This window comes from Paraburkholderia fungorum, from assembly GCF_046026025.1.
In the GTDB taxonomy this organism is placed as follows: domain Bacteria; phylum Pseudomonadota; class Gammaproteobacteria; order Burkholderiales; family Burkholderiaceae; genus Paraburkholderia; species Paraburkholderia fungorum_E.
Genome location: NZ_JAQQFL010000030.1, coordinates 51,057 through 67,271, shown reverse-complemented (window position 1 = coordinate 67,271; position 16,215 = coordinate 51,057). Strand labels below are relative to the sequence as shown.

Below are 16,215 nucleotides of genomic sequence, written 5' to 3'. Positions count from 1 at the left end.
TGCATGTTTTTCGAGGAACAAGTGAAAATCCCTAGTATTGTGAAAATTTCACGACTGAAGAATGGATTTTTCGATGCCGGGAGAAAGAACTTGTGGCGCGGGAGGGATTTCGCGAATCGCTTCGGGGGCACCACGCGGCATTGACTAAGACGCCTGAGCGTATCGCCCGGCAGCCTGGCTTCACGGCGTGCGCGCACAGTCATAGAGGTTGTTCGTGGTACGTCGCGCACATGACTACATGGGCCCGCTCCCGATAGTAGCGCCATGTAGCGCTTATCTCCGTCAAATAGCGCTCGTCAGTTCCGGCTGCCTCAGCATTGACGTGAGCCTGAGGGACAAGTCCAACCCGCTGTATCCGTCTTTGATCTCAGAGGCCTTTAGGGCAAGGTAGGTCAGCGCGAACGAGGACTGTTGACCCCACGCCGTGCGAGGTCGCCATGCACTCGTCCGAACTGGCGGTATCTGAAGGATGCGACCGAGCTGAACGCGCACATGCTCAAGCTGGCGCTGAATGGGTCGGAGCTGGTGCCTTCCGAGAATGCGACGCCGATCGCTGGCGATGCGTTGCCAGTGGCAACGCTGGAACTGAAAAACCCGATGTCGGCCACGCGCTGGAACGTGGAGAACGCAAAGTACCAGTATCGGTTTGAACGTGACCCAAAGGAGCTGCTGTTCTCCTTCAAGCAGCGCTGCCTAGTACATTTCGCGGTGGATACCGAGTTAGTTTTCATGACCACCAAACTGGAAGGCAAAGACACGTTCTTCCTGCCCTTCAATCTTGGGCATGACCACGGAGCTGGCAACCCGCCAGTGGCTGGTGATGTGCGAACCACGTACCTTTGGCACAAGGCATTGACTCGCGACAGTCTGATGGACATCTTGGCGCGGTTCATTCACCTAGATGTAGAGGAAAAGACCGTGGTCACCGAGAAGGGGCTCAAGCGCCATCGCAAGGAGTCGATGATTTTCCCGCGTTACCACCAATTGGACGCGGTACGGACCCTGACCGACCACGCGCAAACGCACGGCTCGGGGCATAACTACTTGATCCAGCATTCCGCTGGTTCCGGTAAATCGAACTCCATTGCGTGGTTGGCGCACCGTCTCTCCAGTCTGCACGATGCGAGCAACGAGAAGATTTTTCATTCAGTCGTGGTGATCACTGACCGCCGTGTGCTCGACCAGCAGTTGCAGGACACCATCTTCCAATTCGAGCACAAGCTGGGCGTGGTGCAGAAGATCGACGAAAACACGCAGCAACTGGCGAAGGCACTCGCTGATGGCGTGCCTATTATCATTTCCACCATTCAGAAGTTCCCATTCATTACCCAAGCCATCCGCACGATGGAGGCCAACGGCAACGGCGTGGCCATCTCGACAGCGGGAAAGCGCTTCGCCGTCATCGTCGACGAGGCGCACAGTTCGCAAAGTGGTGAAACCGCGATGGAACTGCGCAAGATTTTGAACAAGGATGGCATTGAATCGGCCATCGCCGAGCAGCTACTCGACATGGACGACGATGCCTTAAGCGAGGAAGCAAAGAAGGCACTACTGCGCGAGCAACTCAAGCGAGCCAAGCAGCCCAACTTGAGTTTCTTCGCCTTCACGGCAACGCCGAAATTCAAGACGCTGGCGGTTTTCAACGAACCCGGCCGAGACGGCAAAGCGCCGTTCCACCACTACAGCATGCGGCAGGCCATCGAAGAGGGCTTCATTCACGACGTGCTGGCGCACTACACCTGCTATAAGCGCTACTACAAGCTGATCCAGAAGGTTGAGGCCGACCCCGAAGTGCCGCGCCGCAAGGCCGCACGTGCTCTTGCGCGATTCGTTGAATTTCACGACTACGAGATTGCGCAGAAGGTTGAAGTTATCGTTGAGCACTTCCGCACCCATACACGCCACAAGATTGGCGGCCGAGCCAAAGCGATGGTGGTGACCGGCTCGCGTGAACACGCAGTGCGCTACAAGCTGGGCTTTGACAACTACATCAAGGATAAAGGCTATACCGACGTGAAATCATTGGTGGCGTTTTCTGGCGAGATTAAGCTTAAGGAGTTCGCCGACAAGAAGTTCACCGAAATGACCATGAACAACGGCATCAAAGAATCGGAACTGCCGGAAAAGTTCAACACTGAGGAATATCAAGTCTTGCTGGTGGCAGAGAAATATCAGACGGGATTCGATCAACCCCTGTTGCACAGCATGTACGTCGACAAGCGCTTGTCTGGCATCCAGGCCGTTCAGACTCTGTCGCGGCTCAATCGAACGACGCGAGGCAAGACAGACACCTTCGTGCTCGACTTCGTCAACGAGCCAGCAGACATCTACACGGCCTTCAAACCATATTACGAGGCGACGGACAAAGGCGACGACACTGACCCGCAGCAACTCAATACACTGGCACACACACTGGCGGGATGGAAAATCTACAGCGATGCGGAAGTCAGTGCATGGTGCGAAATTTGGTTTCGCAACCGCCTCAATCCTACCGGCGGCGAGCACAAAAAATTGAATGGCCTGCTTGACTTTGCGATTGAGCGTTTCAAGAAGCTTGGGGAAGAGGATCAAAACCTGTTCAAGGGTCAGTTGGTCAGCTTCCGCAATCTGTACAGCTTCGTCTCTCAGATTGTGCCGTACCAAGACTCTGATCATGAGAAGCTATACACCTATGCCCGTTTCCTGCTGACCAAGCTGCCGCGCACAACGGACGACCGAACCGTTCAGGTCGACGATGAAGTCGAGCTTAAGTACTACCGCTTGCAAAAAATCAGCGAAGGAACAATCGACCTGAAGTCGGGCGAGCCTGGCGCGCTTGAGGGGCCGACCAATGTCGGCACTGGTCAAGCAGATGAGGACGTGCAGCTTTCGACCTTGGTTGGCAAGCTCAATGAGCGTTTCGGAACAGAGTTCACCCCAGCCGACCAGCTCTTTTTTGATCAAGTCCGCGAGACCGCTGTGGCCAACGAGCAGTTGCGGCAGGCGGTTATGGCCAACAGCATTGAAAATTTCGAGCCGGTTTTCAACAAGCTGCTTGAGAATTTACTTATAGAACGCATGGATGGCAACGAGGAAATTTTTGTTCGCCTGATGAATGATGAGGCTTTCAGAAACATCGCTGCCGGTCATCTAATGCGCGCCGTATATCAACAAGTCAGATCGGCCGGGAGCACATGAACTTGAGCCCCCTTCAATCATTGAACCCGAGTATGCTTTCGCGACTGGCGAGCGCGAAAGTGGATTTAGAAAATTGGCGACGTGGTAGCGTTAGGAGCAAGGAATTTACGCTCTGCCAGGCTCGTTGCCGGTGCGTTTTGGATTCAACAAAGCGTCGGCGATACGATTAGCGGGAATCAATCGGGCATGTCGGCAACTCGCCAATAAGCATTGCTACAGAGAACTAGGTATCGCGCACTTAGGTGAGCATGTGGACCGCTGAAATGTGGATCGGTGCCACCTTTGGTTTATCCCCCGCTTACTGCGGAGCTCGACGGAACATCAAAGGTGCCGAGCGATAATCTCGAATACAGACGATGATTAAGTAGTATCTGCATGATTACCCTCATTGATTCGTTTGTTGCAACGATTCGACCAGCATCGTCGAATTGAATATTCCAGCCCTCCTGCACGTTCACTTCCCGTAGACGCGCCATATATGCTTCGTCGGCATAGTGCCCCTTCTGCTGGATCACGGCCATTCTTCGCAAATGCATAGTGTTCGTTCCGACGTGTTCAATTAATGGGCGCATGTCGGCAAATCGCGCGATGAAAGCTGCATTCTGCTGCAATTCATCGAACGAATTTGCATATTCGATCTTGTAGCTCAGTATCGTCTCGAAAGCCCGTTTGTCCATGATGAACAAATCTTCATTGAAGACGATAAAGTCGAGCGACTTTGCAATAGTGAAGCTACGATCTTCGACGAGATCAAGCTGATTGGCGCGCATCACAACGTTTACGACGCTCAAGGCCTTCTTAGTCTTCCAGGCGTCTGTGATACGTTTAACGCAATAGATGACCTGATCGCCACTCCGAAGACGTATCAGGTACCCCGTGAGGTTCTGAAAATCCCTCTCACCGGCGATACGGTGCTCCTCTGCCGGCGCGCTCACAAGGCCAGCAAGATCTGAAAAGCACGTTTCATCCGTTTCGACGTGCAGACAGCTCACTTCATTGCGCTGCGCCGTGAGAGCGTAGTCATCTACTTCAGTATGGGAGAGAAGCGCGGTGTTCACTATCCGCCTCAATTCATCGGCGAGCGCATCGGTTACGTCGATTGATTTGGCACTGAAGCCGCCCGCTTGACGTTTTTTGAAAATCCACAACGACAGACTTGCTCCCCCGACGTCGAAGTTTTTGCAATCAGCGAATGCTTGTTCTTTGGTCATTTCTTATTTACCTTCGATAGCACATAAATCCCCTGGACTAGACAGGACTTCAATGTCAGATCGGGTACAACGTTGTCTCGAGACAGCGCACGCAGCGTTCGACGATTCCCCTCGATATTCGCTTGGATTTCGTAAAGTTGCCACCCGGCCGCCAACAGCAACGGATTCATTAGGATCTGGCCGGAACGGTAGGTGATGAGAAACAACCAGATCATAAATAGACCGAAGCCCACCACCTTTCCCGTGCTGCCAAGTTCCACGCCCATGAACGAAACAATATACGGAAAAGCATAGTTGATCAGGTCGTTGGGGATTGGCTTGCTTTCCTCAATCTTCATTTCTGTCGAACTATGCAGATGTCTCAGCAGCCACAAGAAAAAAATAAGGCTAACACCGCTGATTCCGATGAAAGTATAGGCTATCACCGGATGCGCTAGATGCGGAATACCGCATGCCTGCCAAAACTGCAAAGATTTGCAGAGAGGATTTGCCCAGACCTCATTCGGCAGATCTTGAACTGCAAGGATTAGTGCAAGAGGGAAATAGGAGCCCAAAAATAGCAACACCGCGGGAACTAACTTAATTTGCATCGTGGCCTCATCGATGCGAAACGACGCATCCGTCAGTATGAAAATTCTGTTCCTCTGGGGCTGCTGAGCCGAGGCTGTGCCGGCATGCCTTATGCGCAGCCGCTAGTTCGAGCGCAATTACATTCTTTGAATATACCTCAATGGCAGCATGATCACCTGCGATATGGGACGAGATCGCGGTACTTGAAAGATGCTCGATAGCCCATAGTGCCTTGTTAGACCAGTATTAAGGGGCCAGTGACGAAACAGGAAGGAAGAGCTCGGGTTCGAGCAAGACTACACTCGCAACCTGCATGCACCTCTGGAATATTTAACGAACCCGACGAGAGCCGGGTTCAGCGTACGACCCAAGTCAAACGGGCGTAATAACCAGCCGCCCCTTTTGTACTTCGACCTTGATCAGCGCACTAATCCCAAACCCCGCCTCCTCCAACCACCTCCCCGAAAGCCGAATCCAAGGCGCCGGCGGCAAGTCTGGAAAAAATTTGACATGATCCGGTGCGAACGTTTTCATCGGTCGCGGGCGTCTTTGTGACGAAATGGTCAAGATGCGTTGGGTTACAGCTGCAACTGCTTTATGATTGGCGTCAGCCATGATCAACTCCCTTTGTGAGCTGGTTGTGGTCAGCGGGTCGTGTGGGTGGCAGCCCATGCGTCCCGCGCTTCATCTCCTTCCTCGTCTCCTCGATGCTCGGCTCGGCGCTTTCGCGTCTTCTTCTACCCTCCAACGAGCCAATCTTTCAATGATGATTTATAAACATAGCGCGTCGCGCTATGTTATTAGGCATCCGATGTATTTTCCCGCATTGCTGGAGGTTGTGCAACAACGTCGAACGCTTGATGAGCAAAAAATTGAGTACACATTTTATCGCCATATTTGCGGCAGAATCGCCGTGACAGACGGTGCATGAGACCGAGCGTGTCGAAGCCTACCGACACTCGCGCGAACCAGCCGGGAAAGACGTCTGCGAACTACCAAGTAAAAATGCGCGATGTGTCATCGGCGCTGGAAGACGAACTCACAACCAACCTGGTTAATCCCGTTCGGTTGACACGCCCAAAGCGACGATTTCGGAATGCCTGCAGCAAGCCGCCCCGAATCGGGCCTTGCGTTCCACGGACGGCTGAAGTTTCCGAGCACGACGTCGGCCTGAAGCGTCCCGTCCTTGTTAGGATCGGACCAAGGCCAACAGAAGCCGGCCGCCAACCGGCCAGTCGCGCCCGCTTGCACCTTATCCTTGATCGCGTTTTCCAACGCTTCCGGAGACTGAAAAATCCGGAAATCGAAAGCGTCGTGATCGTTCCATTCGAAGCGCGGACTGTCATCGATGCCCAACATCGTGTTTATCCAGCGAACAAACGCATCGGAGCCGTTGCAGCGGAACTGTGTCTCGAGTTCGGATTCGTACACCGCGCACTTGTGCTTCTCCGCGTACTCCCGAATGTAGGCGACGGAGCCGATCTCGCCAGGGCGTACGACCTGATGATCGTCGATGAAAAATACCGAAACACGTGCGGCGGCGATCAACTCCTCCAGTTGTTTCAGACCGGATTTCTTGTTCGCCGGCGTGAAGCGGTTGCTGCTCACGTCTCGAATACGATGCGCTTCGTCAGTGACCAGTACGTCCACTGAATCAGCCTGAGCGTCTACGTAGCCGTTCGTGTACGTAAACAGTTCCTGACCTCGCGAACCAATGATCGTCCGCAGGGTTTCAGTGAACGCTTTGGAGCCGGTCACGTAGTGAGTCGAGTAGTGACTTGATAACAAACTCGCTACGAGGTTGACCGCCAGCACCGACTTGCCGGTGCCCGGGCCACCCTTGATGATGATGATCTGCTTCTGACGGTCATGCACCCCGCGACGCGCTGCGGTCATCACGGCGTCGAACGCCACCTGCTGCTCGTCAAGCAGCGTGTACTCCGGGTTGTTCTTGATCACGGACGCTACATAGTCCATCAGCTTCTTGCTAGGACGATAGCGATTTTCTTCCATGCGACTCAGCACTTCCAGACCGTCGCCGCCTCCAACCCGCTCCGCCAGAAACTTGACGAACTCGTCTACGTCGTCGGCGCTGAACGTCGGTGCCACCTCCAGCAACGCCGAGAATTTAGGCGCCCGGAGCGGATCAGCTGGCTGCGAATGGTAGTTGTGTAAATAGGCACACGCGGCGACTTCAATCGGAGTCTCGTCCGCGTAGCAAGCCTCATGATTGTCCCGAAGATAGGACGCGTATCGTGCTACCTGAGCCGAGGGATGCAGTACGTCGCGGACGCAACCATTAATGAACGTTGAGACTTCGTTGTCCCCCGCCGACTCCTCGCATGTCTGCCATTGCTTCAGCTCGATCGCTACGGCCGTCGGCGTTCCATCTTTCGCGAAGCCGCATAGCAAGCAGTCGATACGCTTCGAGTTCGTCGGCAGTTGAAATTCGAGCATGACGCCCTGGTTGGTCAACCCGGCGCGAAAGGTTGATTCTTAGTCTTGGTAGTCGGAGTACTTACGCGAATCTCCCCGGACTTTGTCGGCAGGATACTTCGTTCGATTGATATCCATTTTTTCCAAACAGGCCTGATAGAGGTCGACATCAAGCTTGTCTGCAAGGCGGACGAGGTATAGCAATACGTCTGCCATTTCGTGACGAATGGCGGTTTGCTTGCCATCGTCCAGTTCGCTCTTGTCTCCGGTGGTCAGCCACTGAAATGGTTCAAGTAGCTCACTTGCCTCGACGCATAAAGCCGTCGCCAGATTCCTTGGCGTGTGAAATCTGTCCCAGTCGCGCTCATCCGCAAACTGACGAACGAGGTCGCGCAAGCTAGCAAGGTCACTTTGCATTTCAAGGTCTCTTCGGGTGATGGCTCCCCCAGGCGGTGGGGGATGGCTGATCGGATTGGTCTTGCGAGGTGAAATAGGGCACTGGGGGTATGCCGGCTCGAGTGGGCCGCGTCGTCCTTGTCTCAATAAGAGGGGATGATATAAGACCGGGAGGGCTGATGCGTGCGCTATTCAGCGGGCCACGCTGCGCGAGACGCTGTTGCAGTTTCACAAGTCGCACGCGAATTTCATCCGGCAGCTGTGTCGTCGCGAGGGGCTGCGCGGCTCACGGCGGCGGGTAAGCTGGGACTACAAGGGCAACGGTGGCGCAGGCGTCGGAGACGAGCATCGCTGATCAGGGCCAAGCGGGCAACGACCTCGTGCAGCTGCTACGCAATGCGGCCATCGGCGTACGGGATCTGGCTGTGGGCAGATGGTTCGAATTGACGGGGCATCCGGAGGTAGACATGCACCCGGGATGCGACCATCGAAGCCCATCGTCGACGACCCTGAAATCACTCGCCGCCATAGTCGGTGTTATCAACCAGGGGAGCCAGACTTATCATCGCCGCGCTCGCTCAGGGTCGTAAAGGAAATAGTGCAGCCCATATTCGGCTGCAATTCTTGACGGCTTTACACCTTTGGAGGACTTTACCAGATCGATACTTTTCTCATTGGGCCAGCCGTAGCAGGCAAAAATGGCTTCGGCCAAATAAGAAAAGCGAGCCAGTTTCCGGTACGAAATGTAAAACAATCCCCAAAACGTCAATAGTACAAAAAAACCGCCAATCGCAATAAAACTTAATGTGTCAGCCCACCCGTCTTTGCCATTGCCATATAAAAATATCGCGGAAATTATGGAATAAATCACAAAAAAACACCAGAGCATCATTTTCATGATGCTTCTGTATTGGGCTGACCTCCCAGACGTCGCATGCGGATAGACCGCGACAACGCCGTCTTCAGGCCGTCTCAGTGAGTACACAAAGTACCGTCCTCTCGGTCTCTTCTCGACCGCGACTTCCACTTCGTCTCCGTTAAATACTGGCATCTTCCACAGCCAGCCTTCCATGTGTCTGTCGTCAAGATCGAATTCAACCCAGTCTGCCTCTTCCTCGGAGTTGGCCGACATGTTGAGCAAACCTGTTGCCGACGCGCTCATACCTAACAGAGCGGCGCTAGCCGCCGTTGCCTCCATGCGCTCGTGCTGTACCTGGCTCAGCACGAAATCCTGTTGTCGCCTTCGGATGCGGAGGTTGGAAATCGTTCCACGCAGCAATTCCATATCGCATGAGGTCTCTGTTGGAAATCATCATCGCCGCGCCTGCTCAGGGTCGTAAAGGAAATAATGCAGGCCGTATTCTGCTGCAATCCTTGACGGCGTTATCCCTTTGGACGACTTGACCAGATCGATACTTTTCTCATTCAACCAGCCATAGCAGGAAAAAATAGCCTCTGCTAAGTAAGAAAACCGAACCAGTTTTCTGTATGAAATATAAAAAAGCCCAAAAAAAGTCAGGAGCACAAAAAAACCGGCTACAACAACAAAACTAAGCATCGTAGCAAAGCTTACGTCCCCGCGGCTTGACAGCAGAAAAATGGAAATTACGCCGTAAATCCCCAAAAAACACCAAAACATCATTTTCATGATGCTGCTGAATCGAGCAGACCTCCCGGACGTCGCATGCGGATAAACGGCGACAACGCCATCTTCAGGCCGCCTCACGGAGTACACAAAGTACCGTCCCTTTGGCCCCTTCTCGACCACGACCTCGACCTCGTCCCCGTTAAACACCGGCATTTTCCAGAGCCAGCCTTCCATGTGTCTGTCGTCGAGATCGAATTCAACCCAGTCTGCTTCTTCCTCGGAATTGGCCGACATGTTGAGCAAACCGATTGCCGACGCGCTCATACCTAACAGAGCCGCCCCAGCCGCCGTTGCCTCCATGCGTTCGTGTTGTACCTGGTTCATCACGAAATCCTGTTGGCGCCTCCGGGTGCGGAGATTGGAAATCGTTCCACGCAGCAATTCCATATTGAATGAAGTGTCTGTTGTCATATCCCTTCCGATATCACCTTATCGAATTCCGTCTCTTGCTGCGACATATCTTTATACCGAGGAACATCATGATCTTTGATTCGCAGAGTAGCTTCTCGCCCAGTTCCGAAAGCACATCGCGAACACCACGCTTCCAGCGAGTCCGGCATCAAATGGTCGGCCAGGAACTGCAAAGCGGTCAGAAGGAGAGTAGCTTCAAAACTGAGAAGTGCTCCAACCACTTTAAGCGCAGCCATGGCTGCAAGTTTCTTCGTGACCGTTTCGACCGCCAGTACTATCACCCTATTTCCGGACCGAGCAGCCAGCCTCTTGAATATAGGCGCGGCGCTACTAATCGCATCGATGAGAATCGCGACGCCAGACAGTCCGCCAACCGCAGTCTTGATAGCCATAAACACCGCAATATCGTATTTGCCAGAAGCGACGTTCTTTTTGACATTGCAGGCGTCCAACCACGCCGCAGCAAAAACACCCACTCCAGACAAGAATCCTCCGGCCAACTTCCAACTCAATGCTCGAGCGGAGTTTTTAAGTGTGCCGTAGTACGGCGTCATCGTGATCGTAATAATTGCAGCACATAGCGAAGCACCGGATTTAACCAATTTCGACGTGGTCTCCTCATCCTTCGCACCCGCAAGCAAGTGCCAGAAATTCACCAGCTCGCATATCGCGGCAAACGCCGCAATGCGCCCCATTCTGAGTTCTTTCAGTGCGGTTTCATTCTTTTCATCTTTTAAGGTATTCCATACCTTGTAAAGCTCGTCCGTCGCGCCGTCACCGGTTGCCGCCGTACCCATCAATATCGTCTTCGCAGTACGCATGCGTTCAAGAATCTCAAGTCGGCTTTTCTTGGCGAATTGAGCTTCTTTTCGAACGATCGACAGCGCGTCCTCCACCGGAATCCCCGCACGCTGCAACAAAACGGTCTGGACGATTTTTTCTCCGACGAAGTCGCCCACCTGGTTGATACGAAATTTTTCAAAAATACGATCGCCGATGTTCATGACGAGCACATCCCTTCCCTCCGCCTTATATTTCGCGCCAAGCCAGGACAGTTTCTTGGGATCCTTTTCTAAAGCCAATTTCGAATATTGCTTGTATTGGTCGGCCAGTTTTTTAGCGTAACCGGCAACCGTGACGACAATGTTAGCCCCATCTGATTCAAGGGGTTTCGCCTTGTTTTCCTGCGCACTCGACAGCACTTTTGCAAGCTCCTCGCGTCCGGCCGGGTGGTTCATCGCCACTGCTCGCCAAACCAGACTGCTTTTTTCAACAGGATTCCATCGCGTAATCAGATCGTCGACAATGGCTTGACCCTTCGGAGTCGAAGCCAGTCCATCAATGGCCAGGCTCACTACTATTTCGAAGTCCAGACTATCGTTCAACTCCTCGCAGTAGTAGTCCTCGAGCGTGTCGAACAGAAGTTCGGCCTTAAGCCATTGTCCTACGTCGCTACTTCGAGTCTCCTGCAACTGATAAATCGCCTGCTGCAGCGTCGTATATTTATCCCTGAAGAATTCGATGTCTTTCCGTTTGAGACGCGCTTCGTAGTCGGACCATCCGAATGTCTGCATGTCCTTCACGTTGCGATCATGAAAACCAGGCTGAGCCTTCGCATAGGCTCGCGCGTCGTTCATGATGCTGTCGCGATAGTTTCCCACGTAGGACGCCGCCGAATTGGCGCTGCCGGCGGAACTGAGCTGCCCCGCCTGAATGATGCGAGTCTGATAGCTGCCTGGAATGTTGTTTGCCGCCATCCAGTCCATGTCGTCGTAATAGGCATTGATTTGCGCCGCACGTGACGGGTCCGCTCCAGCAAGTGCCTTGGCACGCTGCGCAGACAAGGCGGACTGAGCGCCAGGCTGGCCAAGTGGCGACATGTCGTGCGCCTGCTTAGCGAGGCCTTCCTGTGAAACAACCTCGTCTTTCTGGCGCGCATAGACGATTCGCTGGGCTTCATCGATATGATGCAGCGCCATCACTTGCATACCAAGTTCCTGCTTGGACGCATATCGATCCATCCACGACACCGGGTCATTACGATAACCGTTCAATTCGTGGATGTTGCCGACCGCGTCCCATAGGGCGAGCATCATCGGCGGATAATTTTGTTCGGCTCCACCGGCAGCGTTAGCGGCGCTTCCATCCTGACTAATGGTCCCAATGTGCTCCATCAACTTCACGAGTGATTGACTCGCGGAGGCCGGCGAAGCCTGCCGGATATACAGCGGATAGCGCGATACCTCCTGCTTGAGGAGATCTTCTTTGTAGCCCCCTTTGTCATCACTGAAGCGTTGCTTGTCGTCAAGCACGCTTAGGGTCCGTGCGTCGAATCCCGGCATGTATTCGATTACCTGGTCGATCGCCGAAGCCGTTGCCACTACCGCATGCCCGTGCGAGTCCTTACCGCTGCCAATCCACTTCGACGGTTCGATCCATTGCATTCGCTTGATACGCAGCGTTTCGTCCGCTTGGTATTTATTGAATGTTTGTGGATGCCACGCGAGCTCCGAAAATGCAACGAAGACTCGTCCCGTGCATTTCTCCGGGCGCTCAATCGCGATAAGGTCCATGGGTACAGCAATCGCACATTGCGCGCAGGCGGGATCCGTGACCGGGGTCGATGGCAACGGCAACAACTGTTTCCATAAACGACCGTCCTCGGTCACGTTGTAGGCTTCCCAATAATTCTTCCCGCGCGCGCCTACTTCGTAGAAAAGATAGAGCCAGCCTCCGCGCAAGGTCCGCACACCATATTGATGTTCTTGAAGTTCAATGCTGGTCACGCGATCGCCGGTTACGCCCGCAGGGATCTTCGCCTTCGCCGTCTTCGGCAGTGCGGTATAGCGGACCGGCAGAATCGGCAGGCCGGTCTTTTCGCAATTGGCACATTTTTGGTTGCTTGTCGCCATACGCTCTCTTCGTATCGGATTCGGGGCGTCCGCGGATGGGTCTAACGTGAAGCCGAGACGGCCAGCCGTTCATACCGGCCAGCTTTGCTGGATTTCGGCAATCTCGTCGGGATTCAATTCGCTAATAACTGCAGTGTGAAAACGTAGCTCCGCAGCGCGTTGATGACCGCATCAATTGCCGTTTTCGTCAGGCAGATCGTCCTCGCTTCCCGTAAGTCCCATTTCGCAGCGAACCGATTTACGCCCGCAGCATCGCGCGATACTACAAAACTTCAGATGAATCCGCTAGCTTGCTGAATATTCGCAATTTCAATTGACGTCTATTTACGCAGTTCATGTATGCGCGCTGCACTTTGATAAATTCTGTCAATTCAGTCTCCGACCGGTTTTCCGGCATGTTTCAAACAAAGAGAGTCGGACAGAACCACGCGTGGCGCATAAGCGCAAAAAGCGGCTCGCGGCGAGGCAATTGCATAGCAGACCGGTTAGTTGATATGCCTTTGCGGCACAACAGGGCGGTCTGTCGACCTGAACGCGCAAAGTAAAAAATTCCCTCACAACAGGAGTGCGGACTCCCGCCCTGCAATAACTACCGGTTTAACAATTGATTTTCCAGTTTGGATTGCAGCATTCGTCTTACTTTTTGTATTATCGCGCATAATGCTGCGCGAGCTTCGAGCGCTGTGTCACGTCATGCCATTCGCATATCGCATTCGAGACCAATGCGGATCAGCGTTTTGGCACACATTCGACGGGCCGCAATTGATGCATTTAACAGATTGGAATTGCATCCGGCTGCTTTTCAGAATTCCTGTTGGTTATCACTAGACCGAACGCAATAGCCGGATGGCCTTCCATCCACAAGAAAGCGAAAAACGAAAGGATTCGCGATGAGCACGCAAGACGGGATAAGCGCCATCACGGGCGGATTAATTCAGCAAGATCGCCTGCTTAAACTGGACACGCCGCTGGGGGCAAACGCGCTGGTGCCGCAGCGGGCCGTCGGCCGCTCGCGTATTGGCCGCCACTTCGAATTCACCATCGACGTGGTATCCACTTCGAGCAGCATCGAACTCAAGACCCTGATCGCGCAGCCGGTTACGCTGTGGATTCAGCAGACCGACAAATCCTATCTGCCCCACAACGGCTACGTGCACACCGCACGGCGTCTCGGATCGGATAGTGGACTCACGAGCTATCAATTGGGTTTCGCGTCGTGGATGCACTTCCTGAAGTTTCGCCGCGACCAGCGCATCTGGCAAGACAAGAGCGCTGATGAAATCGTCACTGACGTATTCAATACGCATCCCCAGGCTCAGGGGATGTTCCAGTTCGCCTTGTCGCAGCCGCTGCCGTCCCGTTCATATTGCCGTCAGGATGAAGACGACTGGAACTTCGTGCACCGCCTGCTGGAATCGGAAGGTCTGTTCGGTCTCTGGCAACAGGCGCAGGACGGCAAGTCGCATACGCTGGTGATCACGGACCGGTTAGCGACCGCAAAAACCATGTCTCCGGAAACGGTCAAGTTCTACCGGGCGGGGACAAATAGCGAGACTGACGCGCTGACGCAATGGTCAGGCACGCGCACCTTGCAGAGCACGACGCTCACCACGCGCACGTTCGACTATAAAAGTCCCTCCACCCAGTTCAACCCGAAAGGCACGAACGTCCCGACCATGCCTAATCAGGGCGCGCTGCCAGATCAGGCTGAAGTGTATGAATACACGGGCGCGTACACCTATCCGAAACAGGATCGTGGCGACCAGCTGTCCAAATTCCGGATGGAAGAATGGGAATCGCGCGCAAAGCGCTTCCATGGCGAGGGTGGATTGCGAGGCATCGACGCCGGACTGCGCTTTACGCTGAGCGGCCACCCGGATCACGATCTAGACGCGGCTGACCAGAAAGAATTCGCCGCGATCGAGACCGCTTGGGTGATTGAAAACAACTTGCCGATCGGCGGACCGACGGCTGGTTTTCCGAACGGCTTGCAAACGACTTTGTCGCAAGTGCGCGACAGCCACATGGGCGTGAGCACATTCAAGGTGCCGCACGCGGATGGCTCGGAAGGGTTTTATCGCGTGGAGATAGAGGCTCAGCGCACAACGGTCCCATATCGCAGCCCGTTTGAACATCAGAAACCGGAGACGCATCTCGAATCGGCGATCGTCGTGGGGCCGAGCGGTGAAGAGGTCTATACCGACGAGCTGAACCGCATCAAGGTGCAGTTCATCTGGGACCGCCTGAACAGTGGCGACGAGCAGGCTTCATGTTGGGTGCGCGCGGCACAAGCGGATACCGGAAATGGCTACGGCGGCGTTCATATGCCGCGAATCGGTGAAGAAGTGCTCATCGATCACATCGGTGGTGATTGCGACAGGCCCGTCGTCATATCGCGGCTCTATAACGGCGCAACGAAGCCCCAGTGGCATTCCAACGGCTTGTTGTCCGGCTACCGTTCCAAAGAATACGCCGGCACCGGCTACAACCAGATGGTGATGGACGACGCCACGGGGCAGAACCGCGTGCAGCTCTTTAGCAGCAGCGCGAATTCACAATTACACCTTGGTTATCTCGTGCAGCATACGGATAACAACCGTGGCGCGTTTCTCGGTAACGGCTTCGATCTGAAATCGGATGCCTACGGCGCAATCCGTGCGGGCCAAGGTTTGTACGTGTCGACCTACTCCGCCACAGTCAACCAGCCGCTCGATGTCAGCCAGGCGAACAAACAACTGGTCAGCGCGGAAAGCGTGGTCGAGATGCTGTCGGAGGCAAGTAGCGCGAATCAGGCGGAGAGTCTTGAGGACGGTCAGAACGCGCTGAAGAAGTTCACCGATGCCACGCAATACAGCACGTCTGGCAGCAGCGGCTCCGGCGGCCACACCGCAGGCGGTGGCACGGGCAACGCCAACGGTTTCTCGACACCGATCATGCTGGTGGCGAGTCCCGCCGGCCTGGGCCTGTCGACGCAGGACTCGACGCAGATCACGGCGAATCAGCACGTCAACATCGTAAGCGGGCAAAGTACCCACATCGCAACGGGCAAGTCTTTGCTCGCCAGCGTTTCGGAGAAAATCAGCCTCTTCGTGCAGAACGCCGGGATGAAGTTGTTCGCTGCCAAGGGCAAAGTCGAGATCAAGGCGCTAAGCGATGAGATGACACTTGCCGCACTCAAGGATTTCACGATCACAAGCAGCGAGGGCAAGCTCGTGCTGTCGGCCGACAAGGAGGTCTGGATCGGTGCCGGCGGATCGTATATCAAGATCACGCCTGACGGGATCGAGAACGGGACAACGGGCAAGATCCTCGAAAAATGCGCGGCGTGGGACAAACCTGGGCCCGCTTCGATGCGCATTCCGTCGCCTCTCACTAGCGTTGTGAAGGGTTGTTCGTGGAAGACCGCGTCGGCATCGGCGGACAGTGCGTCCAGCGTCATCCTGGATTGAGGCGA

General features: G+C 54.4%; 11 protein-coding genes. 3 read left to right on the top strand and 8 right to left on the bottom strand.

All coding sequences use genetic code 11. The features are described from left to right. Positions 1 to 492 precede the first annotated feature (492 nt). Positions 493 to 3,177 (top strand): type I restriction endonuclease subunit R, encoded by a 2,685-nt coding sequence (locus tag PQR67_RS27815; RefSeq protein WP_408466051.1) that lies wholly within the window; start codon positions 493 to 495, stop codon positions 3,175 to 3,177. Positions 3,178 to 3,464: 287 nt separating this feature from the next. Here PQR67_RS27815 and PQR67_RS27810 read toward each other — a convergent pair whose 3' ends face one another. The 3 genes from PQR67_RS27810 to PQR67_RS27800 all read right to left on the bottom strand — a co-directional run bounded on the left by PQR67_RS27810 (position 3,465) and on the right by PQR67_RS27800 (position 5,573). Beyond that, entirely contained in the window at positions 3,465 to 4,388 is a 924-nt protein-coding gene (locus PQR67_RS27810) for a Kiwa anti-phage protein KwaB-like domain-containing protein (protein ID WP_408466050.1), read from the bottom strand. Further along, complete coding sequence (locus PQR67_RS27805) at positions 4,385 to 4,978, bottom strand: KwaA family protein (RefSeq protein ID WP_408466049.1); 594 nt, start codon at positions 4,976 to 4,978, stop codon at positions 4,385 to 4,387. The genes PQR67_RS27810 and PQR67_RS27805 overlap by 4 nt, the downstream gene beginning before the upstream one ends. 352 nt (positions 4,979 to 5,330) lie before the next feature. Then, the gene (locus tag PQR67_RS27800) at positions 5,331 to 5,573 is read right to left on the bottom strand and encodes a SymE family type I addiction module toxin (protein WP_408466048.1); all 243 of its coding nucleotides are present in this window, start codon (positions 5,571 to 5,573) and stop codon (positions 5,331 to 5,333) included. On the opposite strand from PQR67_RS27800, the gene PQR67_RS27795 reads away from it, so the two are divergent. Further along, positions 5,572 to 5,889: a hypothetical protein gene (locus PQR67_RS27795; protein WP_408466047.1), complete on the top strand. Its 318-nt coding sequence runs from the start codon at positions 5,572 to 5,574 to the stop codon at positions 5,887 to 5,889. The two genes, PQR67_RS27800 and PQR67_RS27795, sit on opposite strands and share 2 nt — an antisense overlap. Before the next feature lie 86 nt (positions 5,890 to 5,975). Here PQR67_RS27795 and PQR67_RS27790 read toward each other — a convergent pair whose 3' ends face one another. From PQR67_RS27790 to PQR67_RS27770, 5 genes are all read right to left on the bottom strand, one after another. Further along, entirely contained in the window at positions 5,976 to 7,415 is a 1,440-nt protein-coding gene (locus tag PQR67_RS27790; protein ID WP_408466046.1) for a DNA/RNA helicase domain-containing protein, read from the bottom strand. A 39-nt stretch (positions 7,416 to 7,454) separates the two neighbouring features. After that, complete coding sequence (locus PQR67_RS27785) at positions 7,455 to 7,811, bottom strand: nucleotide pyrophosphohydrolase (RefSeq protein ID WP_408466045.1); 357 nt, start codon at positions 7,809 to 7,811, stop codon at positions 7,455 to 7,457. A 541-nt stretch (positions 7,812 to 8,352) separates the two neighbouring features. After that, a complete protein-coding gene (locus tag PQR67_RS27780; protein ID WP_408466044.1) occupies positions 8,353 to 9,075 on the bottom strand; it encodes a putative type VI secretion system effector in 723 nt (240 codons plus the stop codon). Between the two features lie 27 nt (positions 9,076 to 9,102). Further along, a complete protein-coding gene (locus tag PQR67_RS27775; RefSeq protein ID WP_408466043.1) occupies positions 9,103 to 9,849 on the bottom strand; it encodes a putative type VI secretion system effector in 747 nt (248 codons plus the stop codon). Beyond that, entirely contained in the window at positions 9,846 to 12,761 is a 2,916-nt protein-coding gene (locus PQR67_RS27770; protein ID WP_408466042.1) for a T6SS effector BTH_I2691 family protein, read from the bottom strand. Before PQR67_RS27770 ends, PQR67_RS27775 begins: the two co-directional genes overlap by 4 nt. A gap of 890 nt (positions 12,762 to 13,651) precedes the next feature. Between PQR67_RS27770 and PQR67_RS27765 the strand changes: the two genes are divergently transcribed. Continuing rightward, entirely contained in the window at positions 13,652 to 16,210 is a 2,559-nt protein-coding gene (locus PQR67_RS27765) for a type VI secretion system Vgr family protein (RefSeq protein ID WP_408466041.1), read from the top strand. Positions 16,211 to 16,215 lie beyond the last annotated feature (5 nt).